This window comes from Streptomyces sp. NPDC059008, assembly GCF_042749045.1.
In the GTDB taxonomy this organism is placed as follows: domain Bacteria; phylum Actinomycetota; class Actinomycetes; order Streptomycetales; family Streptomycetaceae; genus Streptomyces.
Genome location: NZ_JBHYJC010000003.1, coordinates 91,903 through 115,932, shown reverse-complemented (window position 1 = coordinate 115,932; position 24,030 = coordinate 91,903). Strand labels below are relative to the sequence as shown.

Sequence of the window (24,030 nt, the reverse complement as noted above, 5' to 3'; positions counted from 1 at the left end):
ACACCCCCCCCTGCCCACCCCCGCCCCCGCCCCCCCCCGGGATGGCTGCCGCCGCCCCGCCGGTGTCCCCGGCGTCGACCGCGGGCGCTCCAGGGGGCGAAGAACACCGACTGAAGCGCCCGTCGTTACGGGGGGGGGGCCGCCCGGGTGCGGCCGGGCCGGCCGTGGCAGGCGGAGTTCCCGGCCGGCCCGGAGGTCGTCACCACGCCCTGTGCCATGCTGTCGCCGTGTCCCTCACGTCGCCCGTTCCCGAACCGATCAGCGCCGACCCGACCGGTTCCACCGACGACCCGCTGCTCACACAGTCGTGGCTGGATCTGACGTTCCTGCACTGGGCCGTGGACCCGTCGGACGTGGCCCACCTGCTGCCGGCCGGAACGGTCCCGGACACGTTCGAGGGGGCCACGTATGTCGGCCTGGTCCCCTTCCGTATGCACCGCGTCGGCTGGTTCCGTCTCCCCGGCGTGCCGTATCTGGGTACGTTCCCGGAGACGAACGTCCGGCTCTACTCGGTCGATGCGCACGGGCGTCGCGGTGTCGTCTTCCGCTCGCTCGACGCGTCCCGCCTCATACCCGTGGCGGTGGCGCGAACCGTCTTCCGTATGCCGTACCTGTGGTCCCGGATGGCCGTCCGCCGCAGCGCCGACACCCTCACCTACACCAGCAGGCGACGCTGGCCGGGCCCCCGCGGAGCACACAGCCGGATCACCGTACGTCCCGGCGAGCGCATACGGGAGCCCAGCCCTCTGGAGCATTTCCTCACCGCCCGGTGGGGCATGCACAACACCTTCTTCGGGCGCCCGATGTACCTCCCGAACACCCACCCTCGGTGGCCCCTGCACCGGGCCGAGCTGATCGAGTGCGACGAGCGCCTCACCGGGGCGGCGGGTATCCGGACGGTGCACGGCGAACCCGTGAGCGTCCTGTACTCCCCCGGGGTCGCCGTCCGATTCGGACGGCCGGCCCGCCCCGGCGGTATCCCCACCCCCTGAGCGGGTGGTCCGGGGGCGCGGACAGTCGTCCGCCCGGTCGGCGGCGCACCACTCACCGCCGCCCACTCACCCCCGGCCACGCCCGGTCACGACGTCACACGACGTCGTTCAGCGGATGTACTCCTCGATGAGATCCGCGCTGCGGGTCGCTCCGCCGCTCTCCCGCACGACCTTCTGCATCCGGTCGAGACCGGCGCGTATCACGGTGTCGGAGGTGACTCGGTCGACGGTGGCACGCAGCGACTCGGCGGTCACCGTGGCGGGGTCCAGCTGCTCGCCGAGCCCCAGTTCCTGTGCTCGTCCGGCGTTGGCGGCCTGCTCCGGCATCTGCGGGACGGTGATCAGTCCGACGCCGTAATACAGGGACTCCATCGTGGAGTTCATACCGGCGTGGGAGACGAAGGCCGCGGCGTGCCGCAGCACGGCCGGCTGCGGGAATCGCGGCCGGACGTCGAAGTTCGACGGTATGTCTCCCAGCAGTTCGGTGTCCAAATCGCCGACGGACATGGCCACTTGATACGGCCCGTCGGCGAAGGCCTCGATGCAGGTGCGGTAGAACTCGGGCCGGTCGTTGAAGACCGTTCCCAGCGATATGAACAGCAGGGGCGCTTCGGGGTCCGCCGGCGTCCACGGTTCGGCATGCTCGCGGCTGCCGAGCGAGGGGCCCACGAACTGGAAGCGTTCGTCGAAGGTGTCTCCGGCGGGCTGGAACTCCCGGGGTATGAAGACGAGGTTGAGCTTCTCGATGACGTCCAGGCTCGCCGGATCGAGGGCGATGCCGTGGTCGGCAGAGAATGCCGCACAGCCGTCGGCGACCGCGGTCGTGACGGGATTGTCCTCACCGAGCCCGTCCAGGAACTGGCCCATCAACGAATAGGATTCGTTCGAGGCGAGGTTCGGAATGCAGCGCACCGCGGGCAGGCCCAGCTGCTCGGCGAGAACACGGGGCGCCCAGCTCATCGCGTCGTAGCAGATCGCGTCGGGCGACTCGGTGGCGCAGTACTCCTGAAGGAGCGGGTAGGTCGCACTCATCGCCGTGAAGAGATGGCGAATGAAGACACCGAACGTCTCGGGACCGAACTCGTGGGGCACCGGGATGTGTTCCGGTGTCGGCATCTCCACCCAGCGGGCACCGGCCCGGGTGACGATGTCGCCGTGTTCGGCCGTGGTGGCGTAGTCCACGCGGTGCCCGCGCCGTACCAGTTCCTCGACCAACGGCAATGTGGGGTTGACGTGCCCGTGCCCCAAAAGGGCTACGAATAACAGGTGTTTCGGCATACCACGATGCTACCCAGCCCGGATTCACCGGCCTCGGACTCCCCCCATCACCTGACGGGACCCGTTCCACACGAGGGCGCCATGACGAACCGCGAGCCATGGGCACGGTTCAGGAGAACCGACGACGGCCGTCCGTAATGACGCGCTGGTCGAGCCTGTCCGGTCGAGGCTTTCCGACAGTCACGACAGTCAGGTGATGAGGGAGCACAAGCCCACCGAGACCGAGCCCGGCCGCCGGCGGACCGGCACCGGACAGGGCATCCGGTCGGAGCCCCTGCGGTCACCTCGGCCACAAGGGCATCCGTCGCACGGACCGGCACCGGTTCGCGGCGCTCATGGGATTCGGCGCGCCGCCGGGAGATTGTCGGCTATTTCGTATTAGCCTTTCGTAACCTCACGAAGTCGATCAATCGCAGATCTCATACGCTCAATCCACCGGAGATGAAATGTGCAAGCTTCGCAAGGCTGCCGTGGGGATCGCCGCCCTCGGTAGCATCGCCGTCCTTTGCGCCGGAACCGCCCATGCCGACGGCGGGCCGGGCGGCGGCTCCTCGTTTCAGCTTCTGCAGGGCAGTTCGTGCAGGTCACACGATCTGGGCGTGGATGTCCTCGGCGAGGTCGGAATCGTCGGCGGTTTGCAGTCCACCGCTCTGGGGTCGTCCATCGGTTGCAAGAACTCCTTCAGGAAGTAACCGAGCGGCGAATACCTTGCCCGGCCGATTCGTATGTTTTTATGCCGGGTGATATTCACCCGGCTGGAATTCCCGCTCGCCGTCGACGAAGCCGGGGCGGACGGCAGAGCGGATCGCCGGCCGCGGTCCCGCGGGACGGACCGCGGCGTTCTGCTGAGCGAAGTGCCGTGATTCGGCGGTCAGTTCAAGGATGAGCCGGACGGGACGACGACGCCGTAGAGGTCGTCGATCGTCGCGAGCGCGCCGTGGTGGATCTGTTCGGCGGACAGATCGGCCACCGCCGTCTGCAGCGGCCGCGTCGCGCAGGCGTCGGCGACGACGGTGGGCCGGTTGCCGCGCAGGAACGCGCCCGCCGCCGTGAAGGCCACGCACATGTGTGTCATGAACCCGGCGATGATGACGTCCTTCTTGCCGGCGGCGTCGAGGTGGTCGCCGAGGTCGGTGCCGACGAACGCGTCGGGCGCGGTCTTGACGACGACGGGCTCACCCTCGACGGGCGCCACACGAGGGTGGATCCGGCCGATTTCCGCCTGGACGTCGTACGGGGTTCCCTCGCCGCCGTCGTTGACGACGTGGATGACCTCGGCACCCGCGCGCCTGGCTCGGGCCAGCAGCGCGGCGGCCGAGTCGAGGGCGGGCCGCCATCCGGCCAGCTCCATCACACCGCGGGTGTAGGTGTTCTGATAGTCGATCAGAATCAGGGTCGCATCGGCCAGGACCGCCGGCGTCTGATCGAAGCCGTTGAGTTCCCGCAGAGTGGTCGTAGGCATTGCCGCACCTTCTTGGGTCATGTGTCGAAAGGATCGGGCCATCACGCGATGGCGCATTCCACGCTACGATCCGCCCCACATGGCGGCAATGTCATGCAACTTGCAGATACCGACACTCGGTGCGCCGCCACCTCGCCGTTTCCGAGCGGATGGAGAACCCTTGAGCGGCACGGAACGGTTCATCGTCGTCCTCCTCTTCGACGGCGTCGACCTGCTGGACGTCACCGGCCCGCCGGAGGTGTTCTCCCTGCTGCGGCGGGAGGTGGACGACGCGACGGGCTACCGCGTCGTGCTGGCCGGCGAAACCATGGACCCCGTCACCACCGCCGCCGGGGTGCGCGTCCTGCCCGACACCACGTTCCAGGAGGCGTCCCGTAAGAGCATCGACACCCTCCTGGTGCCCGGCTCGGTCGAGGTCGACGCACAAGGGCGCGCGCACGCCCTCACCGACCCGACCGTGGTCCACTGGGTGAAGACGCTCGCCGGCAGGTCACGGCGCATCGCATCGGTCTGCGTGGGAGCGCACCTCCTCGCGGCCGCCGGGCTGCTCGACGGCAGACGCGCCACGACCCACTGGTCGACCGCGCAGCAGCTCGCCGCCGACCATCCGTCGATCGAGGTGGACGCCGACCCGATCTTCATCCGTGACCGCGAGGTGTGGACCGGCGCAGGCATCACCGCCTGCCTCGATCTGTCTCTCGCCCTGGTCGCCGAGGACTTCGGCGAGGCCGTCGCGCTGCGCGTCGCCCGGCAGCTGGTGATGTACCTGAAACGACCCAGCGGGCAGAGCCAGTTCAGCGTTCCGATCGAACCGGTCTCGACGACGCGGCGCATGGACGACCTCCGGCACTACATCACGCGGAACCTCGCCGAGCAGCTCACCGTCGCCGATCTCGCCGCACACGCCCACGTAAGCGATCGGCAGCTCACCCGCATCTTCAAGACGGAACTCGGCATGACCCCGGCCGCCTACCTCGAATCGGCCCGCGTCGAAGTGGCACGGAATCAGCTGGAATCCACGGACGACACCCTCGAACGCGTCGCGTCCGCCTGCGGATTCAACACGACCGCCACCCTCATCCGCGCGTTCCGCCGGAAACTCCATACGACACCTACGGAATACCGCAATCGCTTCCGGCATTCCGGCGGCCCCGTGGTCGAGACGCCGGACGACGATGCCGGCCGTCTGGGCGGGCAGGGAGCACCATGAGCGGGACTGCCCGCCGGCCCCGCTCCCCCACGCGGCGGAGAGGTCTCCGACCTGAAGAGGAGGTGACGTCTTCGCCAAGGTCGGCATGATGGACGGCCGCTGGACGACCACCAGCCGACCGCCACGGGGCCCGGCAGGCGCCCCGAAACCGAGGAGAGCCACCATGCGTGGAAAAACGGGGAAGTTCAGGACGGCCGGAGCGGCCACGACGCTCGCACTGACCGCCGCCACGTTCGTCGTTCCGCTTGCGACGGCCCAGCCCGCCGCTGCCGCGTCGGAGTGCAAGAGCCGGATCGACTACGCCAATTCGCGCAACTACTACGCCATCATGTCCAGCAACGACGGGGACACGAGGGAGGCCGCGCGGTACAACTCCGCCACCATCAGGGAGATCGACCACGCCGTGCCCTCCTGCCGGCACTCGCACGACAGGGAGCGGGTCAGGGACCTTCTCAAGAAGGCCGAGCAGCATGCCCGACGGGCCTTGGACGCCAACCACGACGGCGACAAGCGCAGGGGCCGCGAGCACGAAGCGATCGTGAAGCGGAACCTGGAAGAGGCGCGCTACAGGGCCTGAGGCAACCCGCTCAACAGGGCCGGGGACAACCCGTTCCAGACGGTCCGTCCGCCCCGGGCGCCGGGCGCGCCCGGGGCGCCCGGGGCGGACGGCGTCATGCACCACCGGGCGCCGCCGCCCGTCGGCCCAGCCGTCCGGCGGCCACGACGTCACGCATCGCCAGTAGAAAGCGCCGTACGGCGGCCAGCTCCGCCTCGTCGAAGGAGCCCATCGCCGCGACCATCTCCTCGATCAGCGGCCCGAAGAACGACCAGCCCATGGAGACGGCCTTGTCCTCCACGGCCAGCAGCACACGGCGGCGATCGCGGGTGTCCCGCTCCCGGCGGACCAGCCCCAGCCGCTCCAGTCGGTCGATCAGCGCGGTGGTCGATGCCGAGTTCACCCCCAGCTGGGCGCCGAGCCATCCGGGGGTGGCGGTGCGACCGGCCCGGCCGGCGTCCAGCAGGTGGATCAGCGCGCGCACGTCCGTGGGGTGCAGTCCGTTGTCTTCGGCGAACTCGGCACCGAAGAGGTCGAGTTCCACCGTCACGGCCCGCAGCAGATGGACCAGTTGGAGCGCGGGGTCCTGGTCGTCCATGCGTTCCTCCGAGCTATTATCTCGATGATCGAGAGTTTCGATTGTCGAGTGATGTCGGGTCATTCTGCCTGGTGGTGGGAGTAGTCGTGGGTGATGAGGAGGAGTTCTTCGCGGCGTACGACGCCGCGCTGCGCCGTTGGCCGGTGGCGGTGCGCGGCGTTGACGTGCCCTCCGCTTACGGCACCACGCGCGTCCATGTCTGCGGCCCCGAGGACGGAGCCCCGCTCGTCCCCCTGCCCGGCGGCGGAACCACATCGATGGTGTGGTTCGCCAACATCGAGGACCTCGCCCGCACTCATCGGGTGTACGCCGTCGACCTGATGGGCGACATCGGCCGCAGCGTCCACGACGGGGCGCCGTTGCGCGGTGCCGAAGACCTGATGGCGTGGCTGGACGAGGTATACGAGGCGCTGGGGCTCGACGAGGCGCAGCTGTGCGGCCACTCCTACGGGGCCCAGATCGCGTTGCGCTACGCGCTCCACGCGCCCCACCGGGTCGACCGACTGGCCCTGCTCGATCCCACCGGCTGTTTCGCCCCGCTGAGCCCGCGCTACCTGCTGCGTGCGGCGCCGCTGCTGCTGCGGCGCACCGCCGAGCGCGAGCGTGCCTTTCGCCGCTGGGAGACCGGCGGCGACCCCGAGGACCCCGGGTGGGAGGAGTTCCTGGACAGCACCGCGAGCGCCCGGCGTTCGAAGGTCGTCGTGATGCGCCGCCCCGGGGCGGCGGAACTGAGGGCCTGCACCGTCACCACCCTCGTGCTGTTGGCCGGTCGCAGCCGGGCGCATGATGTCCGGCGGGTCGCCGTCGCGGCGCGTCGGCTCCTGCCGAACGTGGCCGTCGCCACCGTGCCGGACGCCTCGCACCACTCCGTTCCGACCGAGCGGCCGGCCGGACTCAACCGGCTGCTGAGGGAGTTCCTGGGCTGAACGCACCGCACAGCTCAGACCGCCCCCATCCCCCTTCCACTCCACGGCCTGGTCGTCCGCGGGGACCGTGGTGTTCCTAGGCCGGATCCTGGGCGCGGCCCTTGTCCCGGGTGAGCGCGAGCAGCGCCATGTCGTCGGTGATGCGTCCGTCGGTGTGCTCGCTCACCTCGGTGAGGAGGGTGTCGAGCAGCGCATCCGGGCCGGGAAACTCACGCCCGGTCAGCCCGGCGCCGGGGTCGTAGAAGTCCCCGGCGCGGTTGCGCGCCTCGGTCAGGCCGTCGGTGTACAGCAGGAGGGTCGCCCCCGGGGGGAAGGGCACCGTGTCGGCACGGTCCTGGTCGGTGCCCAGCTCGGCCAGCCCCCAGGGCAGGGTCGGCTCGGACGGATCCGCGCTGCGCACATCGCCGGCGTGCAGCAGCAGGGGTGCCGGGTGGCCGCGGTTGACCAGTCGCAGTTCCTCGCCGCCGTGCGGGATCTCGACGAGCACGCCGGTGACGAACCCCTCGGTCCTCTCGGGGCCCGCCCGCCGGGCCCTCTCCCGCACCAGTGCCCGCTCCAGTCTGGCGGCGATCCCGACGAGCGTGGCCTCTTCCTCGGCGGCCTCCCGGAACACCCCCATGGCCACGGTCACCACCTTGACGGCTTCCATGCCCTTGCCCCGTACGTCACCGACCAGGCAGCGCACGCCGTACGGGGTGTCCTGTGCGCCGTACAGGTCGCCACCGATCTGAGCGTCCTTCACCGCTGCCTGGTAGCGCACCGCGATCCGCAGTGGCCCGACCGACGCCGGCAGCTGCGGCAGCACGGCGCGCTGCACGGCGAGCGCGACCCTGCGGGCCGACTGCAGCCGCACGTTGCTGTAGTACATGAGGCGGTTGACGACGATGGCGAAGGCCGAGACGGTCGCGACCGCCGCCAGCTCGCTCCGCCCGCCGGAGCCCCCTATGAAGCCGAAGTGGCTGAGCAGCGCGAAGTCGGCGACACAGGCGCCGATGGCCGCCAGGACCGTCGCGCGCAGCGACAGCAGTGCCGCGGCGGTCATCGGCGCGGCGGTGTAGAAGGCCTCCCCGCTGAAGTGCGGAGAGGTGTGGTAGTCGAGGAAGGCGCCTCCGACGAGCAGGATGACGGGCAGCAGCTGGAGGTGGCGCAGGCACCAGCGTCTGACGGTGGTGCGACCCGCGCTCGGTGCCCTCACGTACCCGCTCCCGCTCTGTCCGCTCGGCGACGTGTCCAGCATCCTCGTGCGGGATTGCGGCTGCCAGTCGTGGCGCCGCCGTACGGGTCCGCGCCGGTCCTCGGCCGGCGGGAAAGCGCAGGTGGGCGGCTTCGGGACGGGTCGACGGGGTGAGGGGGCGAGGGCGGCGAGGTGACTTCGCCGGGGCGCGGATCGCGGCCGGGACGCCGGCGGGATGCACCCTCGTGCCCCGTCTGGACCACGTCAGCGCGCGCGGTCCGGCCCTCGGTGCAAGTATGAAGATAACTCCGGTGGCCCCGGGTCGCGTCCAGGTAGGCGCGGCCCGGGGCTGAATTCGTGAGGGGCGGGACGAAATGGGAGAGAAGCAGACCGGTACAGGACACGCCAAGCTGCCGCGGTCGGTGTACGAGCAGGAGCTGTACCGGCTGCAGACGGAGCTGGTGGCGCTGCAGGAGTGGGTGCGGGCCGACGGCGCCCGGCTCGTGGTGGTCTTCGAGGGGCGCGACGCGGCGGGCAAGGGAAGCGCGATCAAACGCGTCACCCAGTACCTCAACCCCCGGGTGGCACGGATCGTGGCGCTGCCCCGACCGACCGAGCGCGAGCGTACCCAGTGGTACTTCCAGCGCTATGCGGAGCATCTGCCGGCGGCGGGCGAGATCGTGCTGTTCGACCGGAGCTGGTACAACCGGGCCGGCGTCGAGCGGGTGATGGGCTTTTGCACCCCGGCCGAGCACCAGCTCTTCCTGCGGCAGTGCCCGGTCTTCGAGCGGATGCTCGTGGAGGACGGCATCCTGCTGCGCAAGTACTGGTTCTCGGTGAGCGACGAGGTGCAGGAGCAGCGCTTCCGGCGCCGCCTGGAGGACCCGACGCGGCGCTGGAAGCTCTCCGCCATGGATCTGGAGTCCTTGACGCGCTGGGAGGAGTACTCACGGGCCAAGGACGAGATGTTCGTCCACACGGACATCGCGGAGGCGCCGTGGTACGTCGTCGAGAGCGACGACAAGCGCCGGTCCCGGCTGAACATGATCGCCCATCTGCTGTCCACGGTGCCGTACCGCGACATCGCCCGGCCGGCCCTCGAGCTCCCGGCGCGACCCCCGGCCACCGGCTATCGGCGACCACCCCGGGACCTGCAGACCTATGTGCCCGACCACGCGGCCGGGCTGGAGTGACCGCGACGCGTCTCGAAACAGGCCCTCGCGCCGGAACCGATGTGGCGGGCTTGGCTTCCGATGGGGCGTCAACCGCTCTGCGGCCCGGAGGAAACTCCCCGGAGTGCCCGATTTGCCCCCGGTGTTCGCATCGTGGGCCGGCTTGACTGGCACACGCCAGCACTTTAGGTTCGCCTAACCTTACCTATGAGCGAAAGTTTTCAGCCATGCCTAGATCCTTGGCCGCCGCGGTCCCCGGGGCAGCCGGGAGCCCGGGGCGGCCCGCGCCCGCCGAGCATGGGGGCTCCGTGTCCCACCCGCCCACGCCGGGCTGGGCGCTGATCCTCCTGGGCGTCTTCTGCTCAGCCGCCCTCGCGGCGCTGTGCTGGGTGGCCGGCCACCTCCATGCCGACCCACCGCTGCGGACCGCGGCCCGCTTCGTGCATCTCGTCGCGCTCGTCGTCGGACTCGGATCCGTGCTCGCCGTCGACTGGTTCGCCCTCCTGTGGCTGCTCGGCCGGCGACGCCTGGCCGATGTCCTGCGCACCGCCTGCACCCTGCAGTTCCCCATCTGGCTGGGGCTGGCCGGGCTCGTCGTCACCGGCCTGTTCCTCCACCCGGACCTGGCTTCGCCGCTGACCCGGATCAAGCTCGGACTGGTCCTGGCCATCATCCTCAACGGCCTCCACGCCCATTGGCTCGGACAGCGCCTGGAGCGGTACAGGAACGCCGAGGCGCCTCGCCGTCTGCTCGTCCGGTCCGGGGTGGCGGCCGCCGTCAGCCAGCTCGGCTGGTGGGGCGCCAGCCTGATCGGCTTCCTCAACAGCCAGTCCTGACGGGGCGGTTCGCGTCCGCCTCCGACGACCGCCACGGCGCGCCCGGCTACCGCGCCCGAGGAACCCCGGTGTTCGCCGGCTGCGGGCGGCCGCTCGTCGGCTACCGCTCCGCGGCACCGTCCTCGTAGGGGAACCGGGCGAGCGGGGCCGCCCCCTGGAAGAACGTCTTGGCCCGGATCACCGCCCGTTCGTCGTCCCGCACCTGACCGGGGCGGGAGCCGTTGCCGAGGAGCACCCCGCCGAATCGCATCCGCAGATACGCCGCGGTGTGGTGGAGGGTGGTCCGCAGCCCGTCGGCGACGACCTCGTCGTGGTCCGCCATGACGGTCACCCCCCACAGGGTCCGACCCGCCATCCGCTCCTTGAAGTCCAGGCCCGGGACCGACAGCCAGCCCGACCAGTAGTCGAGGTAGCGCTTGGTGTGCGCGGAGAGGCTGTACCAGTACAGGGGCGAGGCGAGGACGATGTCGGTGGCGTCCAGCGTGGCCTGGCGCAGTATCTCCTCGTTCTCCCCTGCCGACCAGCCGCCGGTCTCGTGCCGCCCGTCCTGGAAGTCGGGCAGCGGCAACCGGGCCAGGTCCACCCAGCGCTGCGGCACATCGGTCGGCAGTTGCTCGGCGGCGGCCCGGGCGAGGATCTCGGTGTTGCCCTCGGGGCGGGAGCTGCCGAGGACGAAGAGGAACGAACGGTCCGTGCCCTGGGGCGCGTCGGTGGTCATGTCTGCTCCGGTCTCAGGCCCCCGGGCGCGGCCGCCGCAGCGACGTGACGCCGACCGCCGCCCGGGGAAACGGTGAGTTCCTCGCTTCCAACCCGCCGTCTGCAGGGGGTATTCCCACAGTCAACGAGCCGTGGCCGGACGAGACGGCGGCCGGCGATCCGTCAGGTGCCCGACCGCGTCTCCGCGGGGCTGCCGCCGGGCTCTTCGAGCAGACGGGTACGGAAGTGGTCGAGCACCTGGTCCAGCGCCGCGCGGGTCGGCTGGCCGGGTGCGTCGATGAGGTGCTCGGTGAGTACGGCGTGCGGCGGCATCGCGGCCTGGGGGTTCGCGGTGGAGTCGTCGAGCTCGACGGCGGTGAAGGCATCACCGAGTTCACGGCGCAGAAAGGCGAATCGGTCCCCCGGCACCAGCCGGTCCCCGCGGAAGCGCAGCCCCATGACCCGCAGGCCGTCGCGTTCGCAGCGGCCCCGTACGGCCGCGAGGTCCTCGTCGGAGATGTCGATGCCGCCGGCCCGGCTCTTGGTGAGGGCCAGCGGCAGGGACGGCTGGGACAGCACGGGGGCGAGCAGGCGCTCGTCGGCGGCCATGGCCAGGGCGAAGCCGCCGGTCAGACACATGCCGACGGCCCCGACTCCGGGGCCGCCGCAGCGCCGGTGCTCCTCCGCGGCCAACGCCCTCAACCAGCTCACCACGGGGGAGGTCTTCCCGGTGGCCAGCACGGTGAACTCCCGGCTCACGCACACCTGCCACACCGACGAGGCCGTGTAGAGCCCGGACTTCAACCAGCCGTCGGTCTTGGGGTGAGCCGAGCGGCCGGGCGTGCCGAAGAGCACCGGGAGCACCGCGGTGCAGCCGATCGCGGCCACGCGTTCGGCGAACTCCAGGACCTTGGGCGTGATACCCGGGATCTCCGCGATGACGATCACCGCGGGCCCCGTACCGCGCCGCAGGATCCGGCGGGTGCTGCCGTCGTGGGTGAACGTGCCGCGTGCGAAGCCGCTCAGGTCATGATCTGCCATCGTGCGCATCCTCGAAGTACTCCTGGACTCATGCCGACCACTTGCTGACTTTCTGACGCATCGCCAGGTCGAATCGGGAGGGCTGCGCCCACCCCTCCACTCCCCCATCGCGACGACATCGCCAGCCTACGCAACGCTCCTCGGGGGCTCGCCGTGATCGCTGTCACTGCGGCAGCCACCGGTGTCCGGCGCATCGGGGCAGGGGGAAGCGCCGTGCGGAGCGGGCCGTACCGTTCGCTCCACATGGCCGCCGCGACCGGCGAACGCGGAGGCGGTCACGGGCGCTTCCCTCGTTGGAGTCCGCCGACGCGTCGGTCAGGCTCGGGCTGCTGCTGGCGCTCGGGCGGTACGCGGACACCCCGCAGGTGCGCGATCATCTGCCCCGCCGCCTGGCCGGGGAGCCGGCCGAGGCGTTCGGGGCGGCGCTGGGCCTGCTCCTGCCGCCGATCACGGAAACCGATGACGCGGTGATCGACGAAGCGATCGGGGCGCTCGCCCGGTGCGCCGATGAGGCCGGGACCTCGCTGTCGGAGCTGGCATGGTGCGACCCTGAATGGAGCGGTCCGGCGCCGCGCGGTCCCGTACACAGGGTCGACACCTGGCTGCGCCGCACCCCCGCGCTGCGCTCCCGCTGGCTGACCCGCATGCTCCCCGGCCTGTGGGACGGCCGCCTCGACGCCGCCACGACCTCCGTACTCGTCAAGGCCGCTGACCGGCTGTTCGCCGAGGACCCCGAGGGTTGTAGGGGCCATGCATCGGCTGCTCGGCCATCCCGATCCCGAAGTGCGACGCGCCGCCCTGAAGACAACCCACCTGCGCCGTCACGACGGCTACCGCGATGCCTTGGCCACGATTCTGTGTGCCCCCGTCCCCGACCCCGCCGTGTTCGAGAAGGCGCTGGCGATTCTCACGGGAAAGGGCGACCCCCGGTGCATGCCGTTGATACGGCAACGGATCCGTCAGGGCACCCTCCCCACTGGGCTGTTGCGGTCGGCCAAGGGCCTGGCCGACCAGGTGTGGCCGCACCTCCGGGAGCGGCTCGCCGAGGACATCCCGTCCGCCGAGGTCTGCTCGCTGCTGACCGAAACCTATGGATGGCACGGCGGCGGTCAGGCCGTCCCTCAGGTCATCGGCACGCTGGAGCGGCTGTGCCGACGCATCGAAGCCACCGACCGTCCCGCATACGACGATCTGGAGGCGGCGCACCAGTCCTGCCTGTTCCTGCGCCGGTACGGGCTGTCCGACGAGTCGGCGAGGTCGGCCCTGCGGCGGGTCGCCGCCGGAACGGACCCGGAGCTCCGGCTGTCCGGCATCGGGGCGCTGAGCGGAGTCGGCGTGTCGGCGGACGACGAAGTGGTGCGCCTGCTGCTGGACGTCCTCGCGCGGCGAGGCCACACCCTTCGTACCGCGAGCCGCCGCGGCCTGCGTTTCGAAGTCAACGCCTGTAATCAACTGGGTCAGTTGGGCCCGCGGGCGCAGCTCGCCGCCGCTGCCCTCCGCGGTCTGCGTGACGGCGCGGCGGAGCCGGCCGAAGCGCGGGTGGCCGCGGCCTACGCGCTGTGGCGGATCACCGGTGACGCGGACGGCGCGTGGCGCGCATTGATCGAACAGATCCCGCACGATCCTCAGGGGGCGCTGAACAACCTGGGCTTCATGGGCATCGCCGCCCACCCGGCGCTGCCCGTACTCCGCGACCATGCCAGGTCCGATGACGAAGTGGGCGCCCGCGCCCGGAACACCATCGGCATCATCGAGGCCAGGCTGGCCAAGAGATAGGGGCACGCGGCACGACCGGGCAGGGGAATTCCGGACAGGCCCTCTAGAGCAGGCTGAGTGCCTGCATCGCCTCACGTTCGATGCGCGAGAGCTCATGGAGGACGGAGCCGGCCTGCATGAGGTGCTTCGCGTCGCCGGACTCGCCTGCTGTCGCGACGAGTGCGGCCACCTGTGTCCAGAGGGTGGCGGCCTCGGCATACAGGCGGTGGCCGGTGCGCAGGTGACTGCTGTCGATCAGCTGGGCACACTCGGCGAGGAAGTCCCGGTAGAGATTGCGGAACAGGGCGCCGCCGGTGCCGGCCCGCTCCATGAGGAGGGCGGCCCGTGGCAGGTCCTCCTGCGGATTGTCGCTGCGCTGCAGCCACTTCGGCACGTGCTTGGCGGTCTTCTCGATGCCCCGGTGGCCCAGGTTCGCGATGGGCGGGTTCAGGAAGGCGGCGGCGCAGGTCTTGATCGCGGGGATGATCCGGTCCTGCGGTGATGTCGGGCTGCTGGGCACGGTGATGGTGAAAGAGCGGTGCCTGGCGGTCATGGGGCCACGCTCGGACCTGGCCCTGGCCAGGCCGGCGAGGCCGGTGGAGACGGCTCCGCCCTGTGGGTCGGTGTCCACCAGGTAGGCGTGCTGTTCGTCGTAGCCGTACATCGCCACAACGTGGCCGCCGAAGTGCACCTTGGTGCTGAAGTAGTCCAGGTGGTAGCTGTCGAGCTGAAGGCCGACCGGCCGACCCGCGTCGATACGTGCCGCCACGTTCTGCCATGCCTTGCGCGGGGACGTGGTCTCCTCGACCAGCAGCTCGAGGCCGAGTGTGGCGGTCAGGTTCCTGGTGAGCTCGAACGGCTTGACCCGACCTCCCAGGAAGGGAAAGCCCATGGCTTTGCTGTCCCAGTAGATGAAGGACAGCCCCGAGCCGAGCCCGAACAGCATGGGCTCGGACAGGTCGACCCCTTCATACCGCAGCAGCACGCCCAGCGCCGTCGTCTCACAGTGCTGCATACCGCGCACATCGATGTCTTCCACCACGACCATGCCGCTCATTCTCCTCTCCTCTCACCAGACGACAACGCCGCAGACGGGCGCGGAGTTAAATGCGTAGCAGCACCGCCCCCCGTGCCTTCTAAGCTCTGGCCCCATGACGACAACGCATACCTACGACGTTACGGTCGAGTGGACGGGCAACCTCGGGTCAGGCACGGACAGTTACCGGTCCTTCAGCCGAGATCACGAGGTGTTGGCGGACGGCAAGGCCGGGATCGCCGCCTCCTCGGATCCCGCGTTCCGCGGTGACCCGGCGCGCTGGAACCCCGAGGAGTTGCTCGTCGCCTCCGTCGCCCAGTGCCACATGCTCTGGTACCTCCATCTCTGTGCCGTCGGCGGGGTCACCGTCATCGACTACGAGGACCACGCCCATGGAGTCATGGCCATGGACGAGAGCGGCGGAGGAGGCCAGATCACCGAGGTTGTCCTGTGCCCCGAGGTGACCGTCGCCGACGCGTCGATGGTGGAGAAGGCCCGCTCACTGCACGGCGACGTACCCGCAGTGTGCTTCATCGCCCGCTCGGTGAACTTCCCCCTCACTCATACACCCGTCATTCGTGTCCAGGAGAACTGAGCTGAGTCCGGACCCGCTCGACGGTGTTGCGCTTCCTGTACCGCTTGTCGCCGAAGTGGGGTGGCCGTCCGCCGCGTGAGCCTTCGGGCAGGCGGGCGGCCCGGCTGTCGGGCGGCCCCGGCCCTTGACCTTGACCTTGACGCCAGGGTCAAGGCTTAGCGTCTCGCGCATGGAAGAGACGCATACCCTTCACGGCCGGGCAGTGCTGATCACCGGAGGAGGCACCGGGATCGGTCGTGCGGCCGCCCAGCAGTTCGCCGCCGAGGGGGCCGAGGTCCTCATCGTCGGCCGGACCGGCGAACGCCTGGCGCAGACGGCCGGAGAGCACCCGCGCATCCGCACGTTCGTGGCCGACGTCGCCGAGCCCCATGCCCCCGCCGACATCGTCGCCGCCGCGCTGGAAGCGTTCGGCCGCATCGATGTCCTGGTCAACAACGCCGCGATCACTCGTCCTGCTCCGCTCGGTGCGATCGACCGGAAGGTCGCCGAGGAACAGCTCACCACGAACCTTCTCGCCCCGGTGTTCCTCACCCAGCACGCTCTGCCGCACCTGGAGGCCGGCAGCACCATCGTCAACATCACATCCAACCCGCCCCACTACGGCTGGCCGAGCAACTCGATCTACGGATCCACGAAGGTGGCTCTGGACTTCCTGACCCACACCTGGGCGGTCGAGCTCGCGCAGCGCGGCATTCGTGTTCTGTCGGTGGCCCCCGGGATAACGGCGACACCGGTGCTGAGCCGATCCGGGCTCTCGGACGAGCAGATCGCCGTGGCGGGCAAGGAGCTTCGGGCCCGCATCCCGCTCGGGCGTATCGCTCAGCCCAAGGAGATCGCCTGGTGGATCGTGAACGCGACGCGCCCCGAAGCCGGTTACCTCACCGGTACGGTCATCCGGGTCGACGGGGGACTGAGTGCGGCTGGGTGAAGAGGGAACGATGCTGATCGGAGAGCTGGCGAACGCGGCCGGCACCACCATTCGGGCACTGCGCTATTACGAACAGCAGGACCTGCTCCACCCCCGGCGAGCGCCGAACGGGTATCGGGAGTACGACGAGACGGCAGTCGGCCGGGTGGCCAACATCAAGCTGCTGCTCTCGATCGGCCTCACCGCCAATGACGTCCGCGCCTTGCTTCCCTGTCTCGATCAGGACATCGCCGATGGCCCCGTCTGTTCCGCGAGCGCACGGGTCATCGCTCGGAGGCTCGCCGACGTGGAGGAGAAGATCGCCGCGCTGGACGTCGTCCGTACCCGCCTCACCGAAGTACTGGACCAGGCCCCGCAGTTGGTGCGCTGACCGCCAACGTCCGCCGGGAGGGGTCACGCGACTCTGCTGCGCGGCAGGCCCCGGCGGACCCCCGGTCAGAGCACCGGATCTTGTCCGGCTCAGCCGAACCAGACCACCAAGCGGACGTTCTCATCCCCGTACACGGCCGCCAGTTCGCGCATCGCCGCCCACACCGAGCCCCAACTGCCGTCCGGCGGGGCGAACATACGGGGCGTGAGGACCACCGGGCGGTACACGGCGCCGTTCAGACGGACCTCGCCGCCCGGCGGCCATTCCGACGGCATCAGATCCTCGCCGAAGAGCTCCTCCGCCGCGTCGAGGACCTCGACCGGCGCCCAGACCACCTCGTCCAGTGCGAGCCCGCCGTCCGGGCCCGGCCGCCACACGCCGACGCGGGTGTAGTCCGGACCGTCGCACACGGGCCCGTCCCAGTCGACCGCCGCGACCTCGGCCCACGTGGCGTACGAGTGGCTGTGCTGCCACTCCCCCTCCCCCGTATCGGCGACCGGCTCCGAGACGTCGTCCGGAAGCCCCCGCCGGTCGAACAGTGGCCGTTCCACACCGAGGCCCCCGCCGAAGCCGAAGAGGCACTCCCAGGCGTCACGCTGCCGCACGAGCCCGAAGTCCAGCAGATCCACCTCGGTCTCCCAGCCCCCGCAGGACCCGCGTGCCTCAATCGCGCCGTCGATGTCCGCCCCCATGGGCGAGGATCCTATGGCCTGTGCGGCGGGTCATGAACGGAGCCAGCGGCGGATGGCGGCACCGGTCACAGTGCCCATGAGGTGGCGCAGGTGGGCACTGGCACTGGACAGTCGGTGGTCCCGCCACCGGCCACACCGGTTGTTGCTCACCGGCAGCAACGGCTTCAGCGCCGCCCGCTCGTCGTCCGTCCAGATCCGCTCTGCTCAACATGGTCTGAACAGCGGGCCACACGCTTGAAGAGGCACGGCCTGGCTAGTACAGGGCCTCGCCCATCGGGGAGCTGTCGCCGACGATGTAGGCGCGGATCGATGCCAGGTACGCGTCGCGGCTGATCCGGCCGTCGCCGTCGGCATCCAGCGCGTCGAACGCGGCGGCGGCGTTCCCGGCCGAGTTGTTCAGCGCGGTGCGCAGCGCCATGAACTCGGCCTTGTCCAAGGCGCCGTCGCTGTCCGCATCGGTGAGGTCGAAGAGCGCGCCGAGCGCGAATCGACAGATGTTGTCGAACTTGTCGGCGCCCACCCAGGCGTTGTACTCGTCGAAGGTCAGCTTTCCGTCGTCGTTCGCGTCCATCGCGCTCCAGGCTTTGATGCCTTCCGTGCGGGCGGCGACGACGAGCGGGTCGTCTTCTGCGCGCCCGGTGGCCAGGACGGTTCGGTCGATGCGGGAGAGGTAGTCGTGCCGCGTGATGACCTGGTCCCCGTCGGCGTCCATCATGGCGAATACGCGTTCTCGCGCGGCGGTGGCGGGTGTGACGGTCGTACGGCTCACTCGGGTCTCCTCCTGCTTGGTTCATGCTCCTGCTCGACGAGGATTCGTCCAGCGCCTCCTACCCGGCGGGTTCCGGATGCCAAGCGGCCGATAGGCAGGACAGGGGTGCGCGGTAGCGCGCTGAGGCAGGCGTGCGCCGTCGATGCACTTCGATGTGCCTGTTCAGCCGTCCTGCTCGTGGGTAGACAGGCGTTCGTCATGGCAGTGGACGTGCTGGAGGGGCATGTGTTGAGCAGGCGCGGTACGACGGTGGTGCTGGGGTCGCTGGCGCTGGTGGTCTCGTCGATGGTGTGGGCGCCGGCCGGTCAGGCCGGGACGGTCGGGGACGGGACCGTCACCTGCGCGGGCAACGCCCACAGCAGGTACGACCCGCCGCTCACCCTGGTGCCCCGGGCGACCCACAACCACGCGGATGTGCGCTACACGTGCACCAACGGCCTTGGCCGCACCGTTGCGGCGACCGGTTCCTTCGACGCCTTCGCGCCGTCGGCGTCCTGCGTCTCGCTGTCCGGCGCGAGGGGCACCGAGACCGTCCGTTACGCCGACGGCAGCCGGTCCTTGATTGTCATCGACGGCGCGACCACCGCCCGCGTGGCGGGTGTCCTGGTCGTCCTGCAGTCGGGCAGGGTCGTGGAAGGACGCGGCGAGGACCACTTCGTACGCCGGACCGTGACTTCACTGCCCCACCAACTGCCCACGGACTGCCTCACCTCCGGCCTCCAGGGCACCCAAAGCGCGGTTCAGCTGGAGATCCTGCCGTAGCACCGGCGCGCAACTGCACGGGCCGCGTGCAGAGTTGTGGGGTCCGTCACCGCCGCAGCACTGCTCAGCTGTCTCTCCGATCATGATCGGAGAGACAGAACCCAGTGAAATCGCTCGGAAAGCAGGGCGTCCGGAAATGCCGGATCCTTGGGGAGATGAAGGCGGGGCTGCGGTCCGGCGGCGAAACGGGCGAGGCGGGCACTACGACTCCCTGCCCCCAGGGCGCAGCCGGAGGCGCGGGCGTGTTCTGCCGTGCCAAAAGCTGGGTGGGCGGCACGGCTGGGGCCATCCCCTACGGCGCGCGGTGGGGGCGGGCCATGACCGCCCCCACCGCGGTGGGTCAGCGCTTGCCGAGCAGCTTGTTCATGCGGGTGATCTCGGCGCTCTGGGAGGAGATGATGTCGCCGGCCATGTCCTTGGCGGGCGGGTAGCCGCCGTCGGCCCGCTCGCTCTTGGCCATCTCGACCGCGCCTTCATGGTGCTTGATCATCATCTTGAGGAACGCGGTGTCGAACGCCTTGCCGGAGGACTTCTCCAGTGCGTCCATCTCCTCGGGCGCCATCATCCCGGACATGGAGCCCATGGAGTGCCCGGCGTGCTCCCCGCCGCCGTGCTCCTCGGGCACCTGCTCACCCCAGGAGGTCAGCCATCCGGACAGCTTCTTGATCTCCGGGTCCTGGGCCTTCTTGATCTCCCCGGCGAGCTTCTCGACCTCGGCGGACCGGGTGCGGCTCGCGACGAGTTCCGCCATCTGCACCGCCTGGCGGTGGTGCGGGATCATCCCCTTCGCGAAGGTGACGTCGGCGGCGTTGTGCCCGCCCTTCTTGGCGGAGGCCGACGCGGTGGGCGCGGCCTTGTCGTGGCCGCCGTGGCCGGCCGAGCTGTCGCCGGTTCCGCCGCAGGCGGCGAGTACGACGGCGGCGGTGGCCGCGGCCGCCACGGCGACGGCGCGGCGGATCAGGGAACGGCGTGCGGTCATGGTGAAGCAACTCCTGTGCGTATATGCGTGATTCGGGCTCAACGGGCGAGGACACCGGCCGAGGGGCCGGGTCGCCGGAGCCGCCCTATATGCGCAGGAGTTGCAGTTCGCTCAGTGAGGGCGGGGCGCGTCCGCCCAGGGACGTCGCCGGCACCGCTACCGGCGCGGCCGCGCCGACGCGGATGGCCGTGCCGGCCGGGGCCAGGGCGGGCAGTACGGGGGCCGCGCTCGTACCGCCGGCCGCGCAGGTCCCGTCCGCGTGCTGGGCGTGCCCGCCGGCGCCGTCATGATGCGCGTGGGGACAGTCGCCGCAACCCGCCGCTTCCGTGTGTGCCGGGAACGCGGCGGGGGCCGCATGGTGGGCCGCCGGCGCGGCGTGCGCCGGTGCCGGAGCAACGGCAGGTGCCAGGCCGTGCATGGCCAGCACGCCCGCGAGCACGGCCAGCACCAGCAGCACACGGGCCCGCGCCCCATGGGGCCGGGCCGTGCGCCGCGAGTGCTGTCTCATGCCTGCATCGTAGACGGCGGGTGTCGACGGCCGTCACCCGGCCGTCGCTGTGGCCCGCGCCGGTCGGTGCGGGTCCGTCAGCCGTGGATCACTCGGTCGGGACGGCACCGCGACGAGTGGCCACGGCGTCGAAGAGGGCCCAGCCGTCCAGCTCTTCGGTCGGCGGATCGTCGGGACACCACCCCTTGGCCAGCGCTTCGTCGAGCAGGGCCCTGACGGTGCCCGGTTCGTGGAGGTTCAGGAACCTCCCGCCGGCCGTGCCGACCGCCCCGGCGTGCAGGTACCCGTCCGGGACGAGTCTGCCGGGACCCTCGCGGAAGTGGACGTGGAGCCGCCCCCTGGCCTTGAACAGGCGGATGACGAGGGTTTCGCAGCAGTCTTCGTACCGACCGTTGTCCGGCACGTGGTGGGTGTGGCGCAGGGACCACAGGAAGGTCTGCCCGTCGACCACGAGACGCCGTGCCTTCTTGTCGCTGCGAGCCATCCGCCGATGGTAACTGGTGCCGCCCGCCGCCTTCGTGGCGTTACGGAGCAGACGCTCAGCTCAGGCCGCCGGGGCCGAAGCCGGGCGTGCCGCCTCCGTTGGCGTTGCTCCAGTCGCGCCCGTTGCCGCTGCTCATGTCAGGCCCGGATCCGCCGCTCATGTCGCGTCCGCTGCCGTTGTTCATGTCGCGACCGCCGGCGTTGCTCATGTCGCCGCGACCGCCGGCGTTGCTCATGTCGCCACGGCCGCCGGCGTTGCTCATGTCGCCGCTCCCGCCGCTCCAGTCGCGCCCCTCCGAGCCCGAGTCGCGCCCACCGGGTTCCGTGTCGCGTGCCTCGGGGCGCGAGTCGGCGGTCTGGGTGATGGTGCCGGTGGCTTCCTCGCCACCGACGTCGGCGGCAGCTGTCCCCGCGGCGGTCAGGACGGTGACGGCAGCCAGGGCGGCCGCGGCCAGAGTGGCACGCACTCGCATTGCACTCTCCTATCAGTAGGTGTGGAATCACCCTTTTCCGACTACTTTGATATCCATACCGTCAGTGACGACATGCACACGGATGGGCGACTGCGGATGCGCGGTGTGCGTGATTGAGGTAGAGGGAATTCCGATGCGGGCGCGGGCGCCGGGCAGGGCCTCCCGATCGAGGCCCCGCCCTTGACGCCCCGCGGCCTCCAGGGCCGCAACCGCCCGCTCAGCCGGCGTCGGCGCCGAACCACCGTGACAGCCGACCGACCAGCTCCCGCTGGTCCTCACCGACCCACGCCACATGGCCGTCCGGCCGCAGCAGCACCGCGGGCACGTCCAGTTCCTCGCTGACGTCGACGACGTGGTCGACCCGATCCGCCCAGCCCGCCACCGAGAGCCGGCCGGTCTGGTCCAGGAGCAGTCCGCGGCCGCCGTGCATCAGCTCGTAGAGGCGCCCCTGCTTCAGCTTCACGTCCCGCAGTCGCCGGCCGAGCAGTTCATGGCCCTCGCCGAAGTCGTAGCGGATCCCGACCGCGGTGACCATGCCGGTGACGTACCGGTTCACCTCCTCGAAGTCCATCAGCTTCGAGAACAGCTCCCGCAGCGCGGTCGCCCCCGGATCGGTCCCCAGCAGCGTCATCTGCGCACGGGTGTTGTCCAGTACGCGGGCGCCCACCGGGTGCCGTTCGGCGTGGTAGCTGTCCAGCAGCCCTTCGGGAGCCCAGCCGTTGACCGCGGCGGCCAGCTTCCAGCCGAGGTTGAACGCGTCCTGCACGCCGAGGTTGAGCCCCTGCCCGCCGGTCGGCGGGTGGATGTGCGCCGCGTCGCCGGCCAGCAGCACCCGGCCGACCCGGTAGCGCTCGGCCTGCCGGGTGGCGTCGCCGAACCGGGACAGCCAGCGCGGCGAGTGCACACCGAAGTCGGTGCCCGCGTGGGCCCGCAGCTGCCGCTTGAACTCTTCGAGGGTCGGCTCGGCCGCACGGTCCTCGGCCACCCCGTCGGCGGGCACGACGATGCGGCACACCCCGTCCTCGTCGGGGGCGGTGACGCCGAAGCGCAGTTGGGTCCTGTTGACTTCCTTGACGACGGCGGCGATCGTCGCCGGATCCTCCGTCACCTCCATCTGCCCCAGCAGCGTCTCGACCGTGGCGGGCTCGCCGGGGAAGTCGACGCCGATCAGCTTGCGCACCGCGCTGCGGCCGCCGTCACATCCGACGAGGTAGCGCGAGCGCAACCGCGTGCCTCCCCCGGCCGCCGCGCCCTCGTCGCCGGGGGTCCGCCCACGCGCCACCTCGACGGTCACCCCGTCCTCGTCCTGGCTCACCCCGACCACTTCGTGGCCGCGCCGGATCTCGGCGCCGAGTTCGAGGGCGCGCTCGTCGAGCAGCCGCTCGGTGACCGGCTGCGGGGTGGCGACACCGTACGGGTGCGCGGTGTCCAGCCGGTCCGGCCACGGCTTCGTGATGCCGCCGAAGAGTCCGCCGACCTGGTACTTCTCGCTGGTCGCGAGGAACCGGTCCAGCAGGCCGCGCTGGTCCATCATCTCGACGCTGCGTGCGTGCAGGCCCTGCCCCCGGGACTGCTTGGTCGGCTCGGTCGACTTCTCCAGCACGACCACCCGCACTCCGGCCAGCCGCAACTCGCAGGCCAGCATCAAGCCGGTCGGTCCACCGCCGGCAATGATCACGTCGATCAACGCAACCCCTCACTCAGTGACAACAATTTCCCTGCAGCCGGATCCGCGGATCTCTGGCTGAGGACGGTGATTCTGCGCCATGACCGGGGCCTTGCCACAAGCCCCCCGGTGCGCTATACGTTGAGAGTGGCAAGGAGTGGACATCCCTCCTTGCCTTTGTTTTTGCCGTCCGCCGCGCACGGACGGCACGGCCGGCACGGAGCCCTGTTTCCATGTCGTTATGTGGGACCAATGGGGCAAGTGGCGTTGTCTGCGACATAAGTGGTTTGGGTTGCCTTGACGAACTCCCGAGGGCGCAGGAAGCTGAGCCGCCCCCCACGGCAACCTTCCTCTTTCACCGTTGGAATGCCCATGCGCCCGCTTGTTTTCGCAGGTTCGCTCACGGCCGCCGTGGCCGCGCCCCTGCTGCTCGCCTCTTCCGCTTACGCCACCCCCGGCGACAACGGCACCGTGAAGATCCACGATGCCCGGACCGGGGCGGAGCTTCGTAAGAACGAGCCCCACGTGTGCACCTTCTACCTCGACGCCTTCGGCTTCGACTCCGGACAGCGGGTCGACTGGCACATCGAGGCCTGGGCCCCGACCGCCGGCGTCAAGGGCGAGACCGTGAAGTCCGGTGCCCTGACGCTCGACGGCGAGGGACACGGCCGTACGCAGGACCTGTCCCTGCCCGACGGCCACTACAAGCTCTTCTGGAACTTCGACGGCGAGCACGGCCGGGCCAAGCACAAGGTCTTCTGGACCGACTGCGAGGACGACACCCAGACGGGCGGCGGCAAGCCCTCGACGTCCGCCACCCCGTCCGCCTCCGAAGAGGCGACCGCCACCCCCACCTCGTCCGCCCCCGCGGACGCGGCCCCGACCTCCGCGGGCTCGCCGTCACCGTCCGCGCCGAGCACCGGCGACCTCGCCGAGACTGGCAACGGCGCCCCCGTCGGCCTGTTGGCCACGACGGCCGCCGGGCTCGTCGCGGCCGGCGGCTACCTGGTCCTGCGCCGCCGCAAGGCGCAGCAGCAGCACTGACCCGGCGGGGCCCCCGTGCCGTACGGGCA

General features: G+C 70.5%; 26 protein-coding genes. 12 read left to right on the top strand and 14 right to left on the bottom strand.

The genetic code is table 11. From position 1 onward, the window contains the following. The first annotated feature begins 227 nt into the window (after positions 1–227). Positions 228–992, top strand: coding sequence for a YqjF family protein (locus ACFWZH_RS05830; protein WP_384425968.1), 765 nt, complete (start codon positions 228–230; stop codon positions 990–992). 108 nt (positions 993–1,100) lie between these two features. Here ACFWZH_RS05830 and ACFWZH_RS05825 read toward each other — a convergent pair whose 3' ends face one another. Beyond that, the gene (locus ACFWZH_RS05825; RefSeq protein WP_384425965.1) at positions 1,101–2,270 is read right to left on the bottom strand and encodes a macrolide family glycosyltransferase; all 1,170 of its coding nucleotides are present in this window, start codon (positions 2,268–2,270) and stop codon (positions 1,101–1,103) included. 871 nt (positions 2,271–3,141) lie between these two features. Then, positions 3,142–3,732, bottom strand: a complete 591-nt coding sequence (locus ACFWZH_RS05820; protein ID WP_384425962.1) for an isochorismatase family protein — start codon at positions 3,730–3,732, stop codon at positions 3,142–3,144. Positions 3,733–3,892: 160 nt separating this feature from the next. Between ACFWZH_RS05820 and ACFWZH_RS05815 the strand changes: the two genes are divergently transcribed. Both ACFWZH_RS05815 and ACFWZH_RS05810 read left to right on the top strand, forming a co-directional pair. Beyond that, positions 3,893–4,942, top strand: coding sequence for a GlxA family transcriptional regulator (locus ACFWZH_RS05815; RefSeq protein ID WP_384425959.1), 1,050 nt, complete (start codon positions 3,893–3,895; stop codon positions 4,940–4,942). 163 nt (positions 4,943–5,105) lie between these two features. After that, on the top strand, positions 5,106–5,519 hold the full coding sequence (locus ACFWZH_RS05810; RefSeq protein ID WP_384425957.1) for a hypothetical protein: 414 nt from the start codon (positions 5,106–5,108) through the stop codon (positions 5,517–5,519). 94 nt (positions 5,520–5,613) lie between these two features. Here ACFWZH_RS05810 and ACFWZH_RS05805 read toward each other — a convergent pair whose 3' ends face one another. Beyond that, positions 5,614–6,096 carry a MarR family winged helix-turn-helix transcriptional regulator gene (locus tag ACFWZH_RS05805; protein ID WP_384425955.1) on the bottom strand — a complete coding sequence of 161 codons (483 nt, stop codon included), beginning with the start codon at positions 6,094–6,096 and terminating at the stop codon, positions 5,614–5,616. Positions 6,097–6,182: 86 nt separating this feature from the next. Here ACFWZH_RS05805 and ACFWZH_RS05800 point away from each other — a divergent pair, with 86 nt between their 5' ends. Next, positions 6,183–7,022, top strand: a complete 840-nt coding sequence (locus ACFWZH_RS05800; RefSeq protein ID WP_384425952.1) for an alpha/beta fold hydrolase — start codon at positions 6,183–6,185, stop codon at positions 7,020–7,022. A gap of 76 nt (positions 7,023–7,098) precedes the next feature. Here ACFWZH_RS05800 and ACFWZH_RS05795 read toward each other — a convergent pair whose 3' ends face one another. Continuing rightward, positions 7,099–8,217, bottom strand: coding sequence for a PP2C family protein-serine/threonine phosphatase (locus ACFWZH_RS05795; RefSeq protein ID WP_384425949.1), 1,119 nt, complete (start codon positions 8,215–8,217; stop codon positions 7,099–7,101). 353 nt (positions 8,218–8,570) lie between these two features. Here ACFWZH_RS05795 and ppk2 point away from each other — a divergent pair, with 353 nt between their 5' ends. Then, positions 8,571–9,389, top strand: a complete 819-nt coding sequence (ppk2, locus tag ACFWZH_RS05790; RefSeq protein ID WP_384425947.1) for a polyphosphate kinase 2 — start codon at positions 8,571–8,573, stop codon at positions 9,387–9,389. Between the two features lie 287 nt (positions 9,390–9,676). Then, positions 9,677–10,204, top strand: a complete 528-nt coding sequence (locus ACFWZH_RS05785) for a hypothetical protein (RefSeq protein WP_384425944.1) — start codon at positions 9,677–9,679, stop codon at positions 10,202–10,204. 100 nt (positions 10,205–10,304) lie between these two features. On the opposite strand, the gene ACFWZH_RS05780 is transcribed toward ACFWZH_RS05785, so the two are convergent. After that, entirely contained in the window at positions 10,305–10,922 is a 618-nt protein-coding gene (locus ACFWZH_RS05780) for a flavodoxin family protein (RefSeq protein WP_384425941.1), read from the bottom strand. Between the two features lie 161 nt (positions 10,923–11,083). Continuing rightward, a complete protein-coding gene (locus ACFWZH_RS05775) occupies positions 11,084–11,941 on the bottom strand; it encodes a dienelactone hydrolase family protein (protein WP_384425938.1) in 858 nt (285 codons plus the stop codon). Positions 11,942–12,691: 750 nt separating this feature from the next. Here ACFWZH_RS05775 and ACFWZH_RS05770 point away from each other — a divergent pair. Continuing rightward, on the top strand, positions 12,692–13,717 hold the full coding sequence (locus tag ACFWZH_RS05770) for a hypothetical protein (protein ID WP_384425935.1): 1,026 nt from the start codon (positions 12,692–12,694) through the stop codon (positions 13,715–13,717). Positions 13,718–13,760: 43 nt separating this feature from the next. Here the strand turns inward: ACFWZH_RS05770 and ACFWZH_RS05765 are convergent, their stop codons facing one another. Beyond that, a complete protein-coding gene (locus tag ACFWZH_RS05765) occupies positions 13,761–14,744 on the bottom strand; it encodes a BtrH N-terminal domain-containing protein (RefSeq protein WP_384426771.1) in 984 nt (327 codons plus the stop codon). A gap of 103 nt (positions 14,745–14,847) precedes the next feature. Here ACFWZH_RS05765 and ACFWZH_RS05760 point away from each other — a divergent pair, with 103 nt between their 5' ends. The 3 genes from ACFWZH_RS05760 (at position 14,848) to ACFWZH_RS05750 (ending at position 16,625) form a co-directional block, all read left to right on the top strand. Next, positions 14,848–15,327, top strand: a complete 480-nt coding sequence (locus tag ACFWZH_RS05760; protein ID WP_384425932.1) for an OsmC family protein — start codon at positions 14,848–14,850, stop codon at positions 15,325–15,327. 202 nt (positions 15,328–15,529) lie between these two features. After that, a complete protein-coding gene (locus tag ACFWZH_RS05755; RefSeq protein ID WP_384426769.1) occupies positions 15,530–16,255 on the top strand; it encodes an SDR family NAD(P)-dependent oxidoreductase in 726 nt (241 codons plus the stop codon). 10 nt (positions 16,256–16,265) lie between these two features. Beyond that, positions 16,266–16,625: a MerR family transcriptional regulator gene (locus ACFWZH_RS05750; protein ID WP_384425929.1), complete on the top strand. Its 360-nt coding sequence runs from the start codon at positions 16,266–16,268 to the stop codon at positions 16,623–16,625. Between the two features lie 89 nt (positions 16,626–16,714). Here ACFWZH_RS05750 and ACFWZH_RS05745 read toward each other — a convergent pair whose 3' ends face one another. Next, the gene (locus tag ACFWZH_RS05745; protein WP_384425926.1) at positions 16,715–17,317 is read right to left on the bottom strand and encodes a hypothetical protein; all 603 of its coding nucleotides are present in this window, start codon (positions 17,315–17,317) and stop codon (positions 16,715–16,717) included. Positions 17,318–17,570: 253 nt separating this feature from the next. Further along, entirely contained in the window at positions 17,571–18,086 is a 516-nt protein-coding gene (locus ACFWZH_RS05740; RefSeq protein ID WP_384425924.1) for an EF-hand domain-containing protein, read from the bottom strand. A gap of 198 nt (positions 18,087–18,284) precedes the next feature. Here ACFWZH_RS05740 and ACFWZH_RS05735 point away from each other — a divergent pair, with 198 nt between their 5' ends. Beyond that, positions 18,285–18,848, top strand: a complete 564-nt coding sequence (locus tag ACFWZH_RS05735; RefSeq protein WP_384425921.1) for a hypothetical protein — start codon at positions 18,285–18,287, stop codon at positions 18,846–18,848. A 340-nt stretch (positions 18,849–19,188) separates the two neighbouring features. Here the strand turns inward: ACFWZH_RS05735 and ACFWZH_RS05730 are convergent, their stop codons facing one another. From ACFWZH_RS05730 to rox, 5 genes are all read right to left on the bottom strand, one after another. Next, on the bottom strand, positions 19,189–19,827 hold the full coding sequence (locus ACFWZH_RS05730) for a DUF305 domain-containing protein (RefSeq protein ID WP_384425918.1): 639 nt from the start codon (positions 19,825–19,827) through the stop codon (positions 19,189–19,191). An 85-nt stretch (positions 19,828–19,912) separates the two neighbouring features. Continuing rightward, a complete protein-coding gene (locus ACFWZH_RS05725) occupies positions 19,913–20,335 on the bottom strand; it encodes a DUF6153 family protein (RefSeq protein ID WP_384425915.1) in 423 nt (140 codons plus the stop codon). A gap of 88 nt (positions 20,336–20,423) precedes the next feature. Further along, a complete protein-coding gene (locus ACFWZH_RS05720) occupies positions 20,424–20,819 on the bottom strand; it encodes a hypothetical protein (protein WP_384425912.1) in 396 nt (131 codons plus the stop codon). 55 nt (positions 20,820–20,874) lie between these two features. Beyond that, the gene (locus tag ACFWZH_RS05715) at positions 20,875–21,291 is read right to left on the bottom strand and encodes a hypothetical protein (protein WP_384425909.1); all 417 of its coding nucleotides are present in this window, start codon (positions 21,289–21,291) and stop codon (positions 20,875–20,877) included. Between the two features lie 217 nt (positions 21,292–21,508). Then, the gene (gene rox, locus ACFWZH_RS05710; RefSeq protein WP_384425904.1) at positions 21,509–22,978 is read right to left on the bottom strand and encodes a rifampin monooxygenase; all 1,470 of its coding nucleotides are present in this window, start codon (positions 22,976–22,978) and stop codon (positions 21,509–21,511) included. A 351-nt stretch (positions 22,979–23,329) separates the two neighbouring features. Between rox and ACFWZH_RS05705 the strand changes: the two genes are divergently transcribed. Beyond that, positions 23,330–24,001: a hypothetical protein gene (locus ACFWZH_RS05705; protein WP_384425902.1), complete on the top strand. Its 672-nt coding sequence runs from the start codon at positions 23,330–23,332 to the stop codon at positions 23,999–24,001. Positions 24,002–24,030: the final 29 nt, after the last annotated feature.

What these genes read in the sequence shown, in the direction of transcription:
- ACFWZH_RS05735 (WP_384425921.1), top strand. Translation starts at nt 18,285, where the DNA reads ATGGCAGTGGACGTGCTGGAGGGGCATGTGTTGAGCAGGCGCGGTACG.
- ppk2 (WP_384425947.1), top strand. Translation starts at nt 8,571, where the DNA reads ATGGGAGAGAAGCAGACCGGTACAGGACACGCCAAGCTGCCGCGGTCG.
- ACFWZH_RS05825 (WP_384425965.1), bottom strand. Translation starts at nt 2,270, where the DNA reads ATGCCGAAACACCTGTTATTCGTAGCCCTTTTGGGGCACGGGCACGTC.
- ACFWZH_RS05810 (WP_384425957.1), top strand. Translation starts at nt 5,106, where the DNA reads ATGCGTGGAAAAACGGGGAAGTTCAGGACGGCCGGAGCGGCCACGACG.
- ACFWZH_RS05775 (WP_384425938.1), bottom strand. Translation starts at nt 11,941, where the DNA reads ATGGCAGATCATGACCTGAGCGGCTTCGCACGCGGCACGTTCACCCAC.
- ACFWZH_RS05765 (WP_384426771.1), bottom strand. Translation starts at nt 14,744, where the DNA reads ATGGTCGTGGTGGAAGACATCGATGTGCGCGGTATGCAGCACTGTGAG.
- ACFWZH_RS05725 (WP_384425915.1), bottom strand. Translation starts at nt 20,335, where the DNA reads ATGAGACAGCACTCGCGGCGCACGGCCCGGCCCCATGGGGCGCGGGCC.
- ACFWZH_RS05720 (WP_384425912.1), bottom strand. Translation starts at nt 20,819, where the DNA reads ATGGCTCGCAGCGACAAGAAGGCACGGCGTCTCGTGGTCGACGGGCAG.
- ACFWZH_RS05780 (WP_384425941.1), bottom strand. Translation starts at nt 10,922, where the DNA reads ATGACCACCGACGCGCCCCAGGGCACGGACCGTTCGTTCCTCTTCGTC.
- ACFWZH_RS05745 (WP_384425926.1), bottom strand. Translation starts at nt 17,317, where the DNA reads ATGGGGGCGGACATCGACGGCGCGATTGAGGCACGCGGGTCCTGCGGG.
- ACFWZH_RS05715 (WP_384425909.1), bottom strand. Translation starts at nt 21,291, where the DNA reads ATGCGAGTGCGTGCCACTCTGGCCGCGGCCGCCCTGGCTGCCGTCACC.
- ACFWZH_RS05805 (WP_384425955.1), bottom strand. Translation starts at nt 6,096, where the DNA reads ATGGACGACCAGGACCCCGCGCTCCAACTGGTCCATCTGCTGCGGGCC.
- ACFWZH_RS05760 (WP_384425932.1), top strand. Translation starts at nt 14,848, where the DNA reads ATGACGACAACGCATACCTACGACGTTACGGTCGAGTGGACGGGCAAC.
- ACFWZH_RS05820 (WP_384425962.1), bottom strand. Translation starts at nt 3,732, where the DNA reads ATGCCTACGACCACTCTGCGGGAACTCAACGGCTTCGATCAGACGCCG.
- ACFWZH_RS05730 (WP_384425918.1), bottom strand. Translation starts at nt 19,827, where the DNA reads ATGACCGCACGCCGTTCCCTGATCCGCCGCGCCGTCGCCGTGGCGGCC.
- ACFWZH_RS05705 (WP_384425902.1), top strand. Translation starts at nt 23,330, where the DNA reads ATGCGCCCGCTTGTTTTCGCAGGTTCGCTCACGGCCGCCGTGGCCGCG.
- ACFWZH_RS05770 (WP_384425935.1), top strand. Translation starts at nt 12,692, where the DNA reads ATGCATCGGCTGCTCGGCCATCCCGATCCCGAAGTGCGACGCGCCGCC.
- ACFWZH_RS05750 (WP_384425929.1), top strand. Translation starts at nt 16,266, where the DNA reads ATGCTGATCGGAGAGCTGGCGAACGCGGCCGGCACCACCATTCGGGCA.